This is a genomic window from Streptomyces sp. KR55 (genome assembly GCF_052245645.1).
Lineage (GTDB): Bacteria > Actinomycetota > Actinomycetes > Streptomycetales > Streptomycetaceae > Streptomyces > Streptomyces flavusporus.
In genome coordinates this window covers 1-8,483 of sequence record NZ_JBQQCE010000429.1, presented here as the reverse complement: position 1 = coordinate 8,483, position 8,483 = coordinate 1, and the positions used below count along the sequence as shown (strand labels likewise).

At 67.5% G+C, this 8,483-nt stretch carries 8 protein-coding genes and 2 pseudogenes; 5 read left to right on the top strand and 5 right to left on the bottom strand.

Annotated elements, in window-relative coordinates:
* The first annotated feature begins 656 nt into the window (after positions 1-656).
* The gene (locus tag ACTWQJ_RS40480; protein WP_443311423.1) at positions 657-980 is read left to right on the top strand and encodes a hypothetical protein; all 324 of its coding nucleotides are present in this window, start codon (positions 657-659) and stop codon (positions 978-980) included.
* A gap of 175 nt (positions 981-1,155) precedes the next feature.
* Positions 1,156-1,359 (top strand): annotated as a pseudogene (locus ACTWQJ_RS40475) (tyrosine-type recombinase/integrase); the annotation flags it as partial.
* 7 nt (positions 1,360-1,366) lie between these two features.
* Here the strand turns inward: ACTWQJ_RS40475 and sodN are convergent.
* The gene (gene sodN, locus ACTWQJ_RS40470; RefSeq protein ID WP_141312035.1) at positions 1,367-1,762 is read right to left on the bottom strand and encodes a superoxide dismutase, Ni; all 396 of its coding nucleotides are present in this window, start codon (positions 1,760-1,762) and stop codon (positions 1,367-1,369) included.
* A gap of 145 nt (positions 1,763-1,907) precedes the next feature.
* Between sodN and sodX the strand changes: the two genes are divergently transcribed.
* The gene (gene sodX / locus ACTWQJ_RS40465) at positions 1,908-2,342 is read left to right on the top strand and encodes a nickel-type superoxide dismutase maturation protease (RefSeq protein ID WP_385513357.1); all 435 of its coding nucleotides are present in this window, start codon (positions 1,908-1,910) and stop codon (positions 2,340-2,342) included.
* Here the strand turns inward: sodX and ACTWQJ_RS40460 are convergent.
* Positions 2,246-2,875 carry a CGNR zinc finger domain-containing protein gene (locus tag ACTWQJ_RS40460; protein WP_443311422.1) on the bottom strand — a complete coding sequence of 210 codons (630 nt, stop codon included), beginning with the start codon at positions 2,873-2,875 and terminating at the stop codon, positions 2,246-2,248. The genes sodX and ACTWQJ_RS40460 overlap by 97 nt on opposite strands.
* Before the next feature lie 112 nt (positions 2,876-2,987).
* On the opposite strand from ACTWQJ_RS40460, the gene ACTWQJ_RS40455 reads away from it, so the two are divergent.
* Positions 2,988-3,758, top strand: coding sequence for a class I SAM-dependent methyltransferase (locus ACTWQJ_RS40455; protein WP_443311421.1), 771 nt, complete (start codon positions 2,988-2,990; stop codon positions 3,756-3,758).
* Positions 3,759-3,866: 108 nt separating this feature from the next.
* Here the strand turns inward: ACTWQJ_RS40455 and ACTWQJ_RS40450 are convergent, their stop codons facing one another.
* The 3 genes and pseudogenes from ACTWQJ_RS40450 to ACTWQJ_RS40440 form a co-directional block, all read right to left on the bottom strand.
* Entirely contained in the window at positions 3,867-4,619 is a 753-nt protein-coding gene (locus ACTWQJ_RS40450) for an amino acid ABC transporter ATP-binding protein (protein WP_443311424.1), read from the bottom strand.
* Between the two features lie 50 nt (positions 4,620-4,669).
* Positions 4,670-5,607 (bottom strand): annotated as a pseudogene (locus ACTWQJ_RS40445) (amino acid ABC transporter permease).
* Positions 5,608-5,648: 41 nt separating this feature from the next.
* Entirely contained in the window at positions 5,649-6,614 is a 966-nt protein-coding gene (locus ACTWQJ_RS40440) for an ABC transporter substrate-binding protein (protein WP_443311420.1), read from the bottom strand.
* 552 nt (positions 6,615-7,166) lie between these two features.
* Here ACTWQJ_RS40440 and ACTWQJ_RS40435 point away from each other — a divergent pair.
* Positions 7,167-8,390, top strand: coding sequence for an NAD(P)-dependent malic enzyme (locus tag ACTWQJ_RS40435; RefSeq protein WP_443311419.1), 1,224 nt, complete (start codon positions 7,167-7,169; stop codon positions 8,388-8,390).
* The last annotated feature ends 93 nt before the right edge of the window (positions 8,391-8,483 follow it).

The window sequence follows — 8,483 nt, the reverse complement described above, 5'->3', positions numbered from 1 at the left end:
ACCCGCCCAACGCGACAACTCGGCGCGCTCCTCCTCGGACAGCACGACCTCGACAGCACGCGGACCCCGATGCGACATGAAAACAGCCTACAGACTTACACCTGCAATTTCAGGCGCATCACACTAGCGGTGTGGGCAGGTCTGCGTCTCGTCAGGATGCGGGGCAACCACCTTGCCGTGATCGTTTCCGGCTGCGTGTGGTTCGCCGTCGTCGCCCCCACCTGGTCGACCGTTCCCCTACTGCCTGGGAGGCGGTCTTGTGGGTCTCGGTCCAGACTTTTGCCACGGCCGCCGCGTCCGTTCTGCAAGCTGTTGCGTTTCCCGAAAGCACGCAGCGGAAAAGCCCGGTGCCATGATGCGTCCCGTGCGGCGTGTTGTCGCCGAGCCGCTTCGCATCGCAGCAGTAGCGGCTGCCGCCGTTTGGTCTGCGTGGGTGTCGACCAGCCGGAGGAAAAGCGCGACGGCTTGCCGCAAGCCGGGAAGCCGACAAGGCCCGCCAAGAGGCCGAGGCCCACTTGCGTGCCATCGCGAGGGCGTATGGCGAGACGACTCCGCTCACCCTGCGTCTCCTCGCCATCGAAGATCACTGCCTGCCAGGAACCCCCACGTGGGAATGGCTGAGTCCGTCGAAGCCTGCGTTCAAGGTGTCGTGCTGGATGCGCGTGACCGCCTACTACAGCTCGCCACTGCCGCCCGCGGAGACCATCGGCCGTATCCTTGACGCGGGCGAGCAGCCTCTGTCTCCCATCCCTTTCACCCGCGCCAACACGCCTCTTCCGTCGGCCGACGAGATAGCCCACGCCGGGCACATCCTCACATGGGACCGCCCCGGACAGCCTCTCACTGAACCGGAACGCCTCACAGGCGTATACCGGTATGTACGCGAACCCGCGTCATCATCCGTAGGAGAGATCCGCCGACAGCGCGGCATCGTGTTCGCACTAGCCCTGCCGTCGGACTACTACTACCGGATGCCTTGACGGGCGATCAGGAGTCGGGGTTGACCTTCCCCTCGTAGCGTAGAGACCGTGACTGCAGGGGAAGTTGGGAGTCATGGCGGGCAAGAGACGGAAGTTCGACGCGGAGTTCCGTGAGGGGGCTGTGCGGATCGTCGCCGAGACGGCAGGCCGATCGCGCAGGTTGCGAACGACCTGGGTAGCCGGTGGAGCGAGTGTCAAGCAGGTCCAGCTCGTCCTCGGCCACGCGTCCGCCGTCATCACGCTGCGGATCTACGCCCATCTGTGGCCGGGCGAAGAAGACCGCACCCGGACCGTCATGGACGCCGTTCTCGGCGGCCTGCGGACCGGGTGCGGACAGGAAGACCAGGCGACCAAAGAAATCGCAGGTCAAGCGGCATGATCGAAGATCAGGCCTTCTTGGTCTCCCAGAAGATCTTGTCGATCTGGGCGATGTAGTCCAGGGCCTTCTGGCCGGTGGCCGGGTCGGTGGACGCCTTGGCGGCCGAGAGGGCCTTCAGGGTGTCGTTGACCAGCTGGTGCAGCTCGGGGTACTTCTCGAAGTGCGGGGGCTTGAAGTAGTCGCTCCACAGCACGGAGACGTGGTGCTTGGCCAGTTCGGCGCGCTGCTCCTTGATGGTGGTGGCGCGAGCCTGGAAGTGCGGGTCGTCGTTGCCGGCCATCTTCTCCTGGATGGCCTTCACCGACTCCGCCTCGATGCGGGCCTGGGCCGGGTCGTACACACCGCAGGGCAGGTCGCAGTGTGCGCTGACCTTGACCTTGGGGGCAAACAGGCGGGAAAGCATGGAGCATTCCTTCCTCGTGATCGTCTTCTCAGGTGGGACATTACTCCCTGAGGGACGGGATTTCGCGAGTGCCCCCATGGGCTTAGGACAAAAGTCCGGGGTGAGACTGAGACTGGTGGAGCATCGAGCAGGGGAGGTGCCGGGGATGCCGGAACTGTCGGAGGAGAGCGAGCGCAGGGGGGCGCTGCTGCCCTTCGGGGTGGCTGAGGTGACCGGTCCCTCCATGGTGCCGACACTGTTCCACGGGGACCGGCTCGTGGTGCGCTACGGCGCTCGGATCCGGCCCGGTGACGTCGTCGTCCTGCGTCATCCGTTCCAGCAGGACCTGCTGGTGGTCAAGCGGGCCGCGGAGCGCCGCGAGGGCGGCTGGTGGGTGCTCGGGGACAACGCCTACGCCGGTGGCGACAGTACGGATTACGGCACCGTGCCGGAGGAGCTGGTCCTTGGGCGGGTGCGGTTCCGGTATCGGCCGCGGCGGGCCGATCAGCGTTCGCTGCTGGCGGTGCTGCGCTGGGCGCTGTCGGCGGCCCGGCCCGTCTTCTCCGACCGGTCGGCCTCCAGGCGTTTGCGGGCGCGGTAGGCGGCCACGTTGGCGCGGGTGGCGCAGCGGTCGGAGCAGTAGCGCCGGGAGCGGTTGGTGGAGGTGTCGAGGTAGGCGTTGCGGCACGGGGCCGCCTCGCACAGGCCCAGACGGTCCACGCCGTACTCGGTGAGGTGGAAGGCCAGCCCCATCGCCGCGATGGCCGCGTAGCCCGCGGTCGCGTTCGACGGGTGGTCCGCCAGGTGCATGTGCCACAGCGGGCGGCCGTCGTCGTCGCGGAAGTCGTGTCCGGAGATCTGCGGGCTCACCGGGAACTCCAGGAGCAGGGAGTTCAGCAGGTCCACCGCGAGTGTCTCGTCGCCGCTGTCGGCCGCATCGAAGACCGCACGCAGCCGGGCCCGGACCGAGCGGAACCGCGTCACGTCCGCGTCGGTGGCGCGGCGGGCCGCCGACTGGTTGACGCCGAACAGGTCGCGGACGGCCTCCACCGAGGTCAGCGAGTCCTTGCCCCGGGCCGGCTCCTCGCTGTTGACGAGACGTACGGCGTAATCCGAGTAATAGGCCAGTTCCACTTGTAGTCCTTACGGAGGCGCTCTATCGTCGTGCTGCGGTCGGGTAACAGACGGTCGTGCTTCCAGGGTATTACGCGTCGCAGCGCGCGACGAGCGTGACGGAGGGTTGCGAATGACGGACATGGAGACCACTGCCACCGGGACCGACTGGCAGGCCTGGCAGCGCAGCTGGGACCGGCAACAGGAGTGGTACATGCCCGACCGGGAAGAGCGCTTCCGGGTCATGCTGGACATGGTCGAGGCCTTCACCGGCGACGAGCCGCGCGTCCTCGACCTCGCCTGCGGCACGGGCAGCATCACCGCCCGCCTGTTCGACCGGTTCCCCAAGGCCACCAGCACCGGCATCGACCTCGACCCCGCGCTGCTCGCCATCGCCCGCGGCACCTTCGACGGCGACGACCGTGTCACCTTCGTCGAGGCGGACCTCAAGGACCCCGACTGGCCCGCCCGGCTGCCGTACGACACGTACGACGCCGTCCTCACCGCCACCGCACTGCACTGGTTCCACGCCCAACCCCTCGAGGCGCTCTACGGCCGGATCGCCGGGCTCGTCCGGCACGGCGGCGTCTTCATGAACGCCGACCACATGATCGACGACACCACGCCCCGCATCAACGCGGCCGAGCGCACCCTGCGACACGCGCGCATGGACCAGGCGCAGAAGGCCGGCGCCCTCGACTGGGCCGAGTGGTGGCAGCTCGCCGCCAAGGATCCGGTCCTCGCCGCGCCCACCGCCCGCCGCTACGAGATCTACGGCGATCACGCCGACGGCGACATGCCGTCCGCCGCCTGGCACGCGCGCGTACTGCGCGACAAGGGCTTCGCGGAGGCGCGTCCGGTGTGGTGCTCGCCGTCGGACACGCTGTTGCTGGCGCTCAAGTAGGGGCGAAGAGGCGTGCTCAAGTAAGGCCGGACAGGAGCGCTCAAGCAGGGCCGGACAGGAGAAGGGGCGGTACGGAAGTCTCCGTACCGCCCCTTCTCCTGCGTACCGTCAGAGCACCTTCGACAGGAACGCCTTTGTGCGCTCGTGCTGCGGGTCGGTCAGTACGTCGCGCGGGTTGCCGGACTCGACCACCACACCGCCGTCCATGAAGACCAGGCTGTCGCCGACCTCGCGGGCGAAGCCCATCTCGTGGGTGACGACGACCATCGTCATGCCGGACTCGGCCAGGTCGCGCATGACATCGAGGACGTCACCGACCAGCTCCGGGTCCAGGGCCGAGGTCGGCTCGTCGAACAGCATCAGCTTCGGGTCCATGGCGAGGGCCCGGGCGATGGCGACGCGCTGCTGCTGGCCGCCGGAGAGCTGCGACGGGTAGTTCCCGGCCTTGTCGGCCAGGCCCACCCGGTCCAGGAGCTGTGCTGCCCGCTCCCTGGCCTGGGCCCTGCTGGTGCCCTTGACCTGGATCGGGGCCTCCATGACGTTCTCCAGCGCCGTCATGTGCGGGAACAGGTTGAAGCGCTGGAAGACCATGCCGATGTCCCGGCGCTTCAGTGCGACCTCGCTGTCCTTGAGCTCGTACAGCTTGTCGCCCTTCTGGCGGTAACCGACCAGCTCCCCGTCGACGTACAGGCGCCCGGCGTTGATCTTCTCCAGGTGGTTGATGCACCTGAGGAACGTCGACTTGCCGGAGCCGGAGGGGCCGATGAGGCAGAACACCTCGCCGGTCTTCACCTCCAGGTCGATGCCCTTGAGGACCTCGACGTGACCGAAGGACTTGTGGACGCCCTCGGCCTTGACCATCGGGACGACGGAGTGCTCCGCGGGGGTGTCCGTCTTGCTCACGTTCTCGGTCATGCCGTGACTCCCTTCCGGCTCGACAGGGAGAGCACGTTCTTCTTGATCTTCTGCCACGGCGTGGGCGGCAGCTGTCGGCTGGAGCCCCGGGCGTAGTACCTCTCAAGGTAGTACTGGCCGACGCTGAAGACCGAGGTCAGCAGGAGGTACCAGGCCGCGGCGAGGAACAGCATCTCGGCCGGGGCACCGGAGGTCTGGCCGATGTCCTGGGCCACGCGGAGCAGTTCGGAGTACTGGACGACCGAGACCAGAGAGGTCGTCTTCAGCATGTTGATGACCTCGTTGCCCGTCGGCGGCACGATCACGCGCATCGCCTGCGGGATGACGATCCGGCGCAGCGTCTTGGCGTGACTCATGCCCAGCGCGTGCGCCGCCTCGGTCTGGCCCTCGTCCACCGCGAGCAGACCGGCGCGGCAGATCTCGGCCATGTACGCGGCCTCGTTGAGACCCAGGCCGAGCAGCGCGGTCAGGAACGGGGTCATGAAGTCCGACCACTCGTCCCGGTAGACCGGACCGAGGTTGATGTATTCGAAGACCAGGCCCAGGTTGAACCAGACGATGAGCTGGACCAGGACCGGGGTGCCGCGGAAGAACCAGATGTAGAACACGCGATGGCGGAGGTCACCGGGTTCTTCGACAGCCGCATCACGGCGAGCAGGATGCCGCCGACGATGCCGATCGCCATGGACAGGGCGGTCAGCAGCAGCGTCTTGCCCACGCCGCTGAGTACGCGGTCGTCGAAGAAGTAGTCCGGAATCGCGTTCCAGTTGATCTGGCCCTGGGAGAACGCGTACACGACCGCACCGAGCAGGGCGATCGCGACGACGGCGGAGACGTACCGCCCGTAGTGCCGGACCGGGATGGCCTTGATGGCCTCCGGTCCGGCCGGGGGCGTGTCGGCCGGGCCCGCCGTCTTGTCGATGTCAACAGTCACGGGTGTTGCCTTTCAGTGGTCGCTGGTCGCCGACCGAGCGATCACTTGCCGCCGTTGATGGTGGCCTTGTCGACGGCGCCGTCCTCGACGCCCCACTTCTTTATGATCTTGTCGTACTCGCCGTTCGCGATGATCGCATCCAGGGCGGCCTGCAGGGCGTCCCGCAGCTGGGTGTTGTTCTTGGCGACCGCGATGCCGTACGGGGCGGCCTCGACCTGCTCGCCGACGAGCTGGAAGTCCTTGCCGCCGCCGGAGGTCTGCACCGCGTACGCGGCGACCGGGAAGTCGGAGGAGCCGGCGTCGGCGCCGCCCGCGCGCAGGCGGGTCTGGGCCTGCTGGTCGTTGTCGAAGGCCTCGATGGAGAGCTTCTTGCCCTTCGGGCACTTCTTCGCCTCGGCCTTGGCGAGGTCCTCGGAGACCGTGCCGCGCTGCACCACGATCTTCTTGCCGCACAGGTCGGACCAGGTCTTGATGCCCTGGTCGTCGCCCTTCTTGGTGTAGATCGAGACACCGGCGGTGAAGTAGTCCACGAAGTCGACGCCCTCACCGACCTTCTTGCCGGTGTCGGAGTCGATGCCCTCCTGGCGGTCCTTGGTGTCGGTCATCGCGGACATGGCGATGTCGTAGCGCTTGGAGCGCAGACCGGTGATGAGGGTGTCGAACGTGCCGTTCTCGAACTGGAACGTCACGCCGAGCTGCTTGCCCATGGCGGCGGCGACGTCCGGGTCGATACCGACCGTCTTGCCGGAGCTGTCCTTGAACTCGACCGGCGCGTACGCGATGTCCGAACCGACCTTGATGACGCCCTTGTCGCGGATCTCCTTGGGCAGCTTGTCGGCCAGCGGGGCGGCCGCGGTCGTCGCGGTGTCCGTGCTGTCCGAGCCGCCGCCGTTCTCCGTCTGGTCACCGCAGCCGGTGAGCAGTAGGGCGCCTGCGACCGCGATCGCACCGACCGCGGCTAGCCGGGAACGCGCGGCGGTCGTACGACGGGTGGAGCTGGCGGTCATTGTGGGTTCCTCCGGCGGATGGGTGGAGTTGCCGATGGGTCGACGAGAACACACAGCTTCGGGTGTCGCGACCTCGTGTGATTACCGCATCTTGCCATTCGGACTGGACCATTCAGGTGACCCGCGATGTCAAAATCGGATAACGAGTGACCCTCGAACCGGACCACTCCGGGACATCCCGACCGGATCTTCTACGGGAATCCCTGGTTCCGGCAGGAAGATCTTCGGTGTGTCTCAGGATGTGGCCGTTCGATAGCCGGTGCCGTGTGTTCGTTGAGCGGTTGTCGACGGTTTGTCGAGGCCTTGTCCCCATATTCAGGCATGAGTCATGTCACTGGCATGTGACCTTCGCGCTATCGACTCGTCGACGACACCCTCCGTCAGGTAAGAAGGTTCTTTACACCCCTCATCCGGGGCTCAGGGCGCGTGTGCGGCGCGCCCGTCGCGTATGTGCCCGTACGCATCACTCACCAGGGCCGTGCGCGGTGCCCGCCCACCCCTCACCAGGAGTGGTCAACCCTCAAACCATGAAGACTTAAGGGGTAAAACAAAGTGGCAGCGGAGATCGTCAATCCTCGCAGCGACAGCAGTACGGAGCAGGAGGGCGGGGCAGAGCCCCTCGATTCCTTCGATCCGGCGTTCGCGCTGCACCGCGGCGGCAAGATGGCTGTGCAGGCCACCGTGCCGGTCCGTGACAAGGACGACCTGTCCCTGGCGTACACGCCCGGCGTCGCGAAGGTGTGCACCGCGATCGCCGAGCAGCCGGACCTCGTCCACGACTACACGTGGAAGTCGTCCGTCGTCGCCGTCGTGACCGACGGTACGGCCGTGCTGGGGCTCGGTGACATCGGGCCCGAGGCCTCCCTCCCGGTGATGGAGGGCAAGGCGATTCTGTTCAAGCAGTTCGGCGGCGTGGACGCCGTGCCGATCGCGTTGGCGTGCACCGACGTGGACGAGATCGTCGAGACCGTGGTCCGGCTCGCCCCGTCCTTCGGCGGTGTGAACCTCGAGGACATCTCGGCACCGCGGTGCTTCGAGATCGAGCGCAGGCTCCAGGAGCGGCTCGACATCCCGGTCTTCCACGACGACCAGCACGGTACGGCGGTCGTGACGCTGGCAGCGCTGCGGAACGCGGCGCGGCTGAGCGGGAAGGAGCTCGGGGAGCTCAGGGCCGTCATCTCGGGCGCCGGCGCGGCGGGGGTCGCCATCGCGAAGATGCTGATCGAGGCCGGCATCGGCGATGTCGCGGTCGCGGACCGCAAGGGCGTCGTGTCGGCCGACCGGGACGACCTGACGCCGGTCAAGCGGGAGCTGGCCGGGTTCACGAACAAGGCGGGGCTCTCCGGGTCGCTGGAGGCGGCCCTGGCGGGCGCGGACGTCTTCATCGGGGTCTCCGGCGGTACGGTGCCGGAGGAGGCGGTCGCCTCCATGGCCGAGGGCGCGTTCGTGTTCGCGATGGCCAACCCGAACCCCGAGGTGCACCCCGATGTGGCGCACAAGTACGCGGCGGTCGTGGCGACCGGGCGGTCGGACTTCCCCAACCAGATCAACAACGTGCTGGCGTTCCCGGGGATCTTCGCGGGTGCGCTGCAGGTGCGGGCGTCGCGGATCACCGAGGGGATGAAGATCGCGGCGGCCGAGGCGTTGGCGGGGGTGGTGGGGGACGACCTCGCTGCGGACTACGTTATTCCGTCGCCGTTCGACGAGCGGGTCGCTCCCGCGGTGACTGCGGCGGTTGCGGCGGCGGCGCGGGCGGAGGGTGTGGCTCGGCGCTGAGGGTTTTTATGGCCCCGTCCGGTTGGACGGGGTCATTTTTCTTTGCTTTTCCCACCCGCCCACCCGTTCGGATCGTTGAAGGGTGGACGTCGC